Below are 1,149 nucleotides of genomic sequence, written 5' to 3'. Positions count from 1 at the left end.
CTAGCAAGGGGCTTTTTAAGGTGATATCTATTTAGCACTGCCCACCCTACATCAGCTAGATTAATCGTCAGGTGGGCAGTGTCTAGCAAGGGGCTTTTTAAGGTGATCTCTATTCAGCACTGCCCACCCTACATCAGCTAGATTAATCGTCAGGTGGGCAGTGTCTAGCAACGGACTTTTTAAGGTGATCTCTATTCAGCACTGCCCACCCTACATAAGATATTTGGTCTTAGAATGATCCCCTTCTAAATCCACGCTTACCTCGACGTGAGCCCATTTCTTGACGAATTTGTTGGCGCTGTTCGTCGGTGAGAATACCCATCATCTCTTCCCGTGCTGACTTTTTAATCTCCCGGATTTCGCCTCGCTGCTCTTGAGAGAGATTCATACTTTCCATTTCTTCTCGTACTGACTTTTTAATTTCGCGGATTTCCTCTCGCTGCTCTTGAGAAAGATTTGTAGCCTCTTTTGCGTCTCGTAGTTGACCGCGTAGTGTTTTTATAGTTTCAAATTGCTCTTGTTGCTGGGGAGTGAGAATATCCTCGATTTCAGAGTATGTATTGTTACGGATGTTTTCAATCTGCTGTTCCTGCTGGTCAGTGAGGTTAAGCTTGGAGAAAGATCGATGCATTTTTTGGGCATTAGCTGCCATGGGAAAACTAGTGAGGGTAATGGCTGCAAGACCTGCAAATAGGGAAAAGTGCTTGATATTCATGGTGTTCACCCTTTAGCTATTTCTAAGTGTTTTGATGTAAGCTGATTTCTGTGTGTCTGATCTTGTCGGGTGGACATTGCCTGTTTCCAACGGAAGGAAATTGCGAGCAATTTCCTCTAGTGTGAGTGTAATCACAACAGGAGCGATCGCACCCAGATACAACCAAGAGCGATCGCTGACAGACTCAGGATAAAAATCCCGACTCCCGATTCCCGATTCCCGATTCCCTACTCTACTTGAGCACCAACTACCTCCGATGGCTGAGTATTGTTTTCCCCTGTATCAGTTGATTGGCCTAAGGTTTCTTCGATTACCTGAATTGCGCCACTGATCCGGAGTAAGGTTTCTCGCAGGTTGGCTTGTTTGGCTTCTAGTTCGGCTAGCATTTTTTGACCAGCTTCATATTCTGATTTTAGGGATTTTAAGCGTTGTTC

At 45.1% G+C, this 1,149-nt stretch carries 3 protein-coding genes; 1 reads left to right on the top strand and 2 read right to left on the bottom strand.

Translation table 11 applies throughout. The features are described from left to right. Positions 1 to 229: 229 nt before the first annotated feature. A complete protein-coding gene (locus tag F6K51_RS37850; RefSeq protein ID WP_293031462.1) occupies positions 230 to 715 on the bottom strand; it encodes a hypothetical protein in 486 nt (161 codons plus the stop codon). 52 nt (positions 716 to 767) lie between these two features. Between F6K51_RS37850 and F6K51_RS37845 the strand changes: the two genes are divergently transcribed. After that, positions 768 to 908 (top strand): hypothetical protein, encoded by a 141-nt coding sequence (locus tag F6K51_RS37845; RefSeq protein WP_293031459.1) that lies wholly within the window; start codon positions 768 to 770, stop codon positions 906 to 908. A 34-nt stretch (positions 909 to 942) separates the two neighbouring features. Here F6K51_RS37845 and F6K51_RS37840 read toward each other — a convergent pair. Beyond that, positions 943 to 1,149 (bottom strand): hypothetical protein (locus tag F6K51_RS37840; protein WP_293031456.1); only part of this gene is annotated, 207 nt, incomplete at its 5' end.

Origin of the sequence: Moorena sp. SIO3I8, assembly GCF_010692325.1 — a bacterium.
GTDB lineage: Bacteria > Cyanobacteriota > Cyanobacteriia > Cyanobacteriales > Coleofasciculaceae > Moorena.
Note: the sequence above shows the minus strand (reverse complement) of the source record. Positions and strands in the feature narration are given on the sequence as shown.